At 71.8% G+C, this 362-nt stretch carries 1 pseudogene; it reads left to right on the forward strand.

The features are described 5' to 3' along the window. Nucleotides 1–362, forward strand: a pseudogene (locus EN862_RS36465) (hypothetical protein); the annotation flags it as partial.

The following is a 362-nucleotide window of genomic DNA, read 5'->3' on the forward strand; positions in this document are numbered from 1 at the left end:
GTCTTCGACGGGCATCTGTGCCTGGCGGAATTCTGCCTCTATCGGGCCGGCGGCCATGAGCAGATGGCCAGGGCGGCGCGCGAGCTTCTCGGCATCGCCGAGGCCGCCGGATCGGTGCCCGGCCGCGTGCTTGCCTCGCTGATCCTCGGCGAGGCAGAGCTGTTCTCGGGGCGGCTCACAGCGGCGGAGGAGCTGTTGACCAGCGCAGCCCAGCTCAGCGCTGCAGCGCGCGCCCCTTTCGGCGAGGCGCTGGCGCTGCATCGGCTCGGCGAAATCGCGCTGGCGCGCGGCCAGAAATGGCGCGCCGGCCGGCTCCTGCAGAAGGGCTTGCGCCTTGCCGAATCGACATGGCTCGCCCCGCA

The organism is Mesorhizobium sp. M2E.F.Ca.ET.219.01.1.1 (genome assembly GCF_004016445.2).
In the GTDB taxonomy this organism is placed as follows: Bacteria; Pseudomonadota; Alphaproteobacteria; order Rhizobiales; family Rhizobiaceae; genus Mesorhizobium.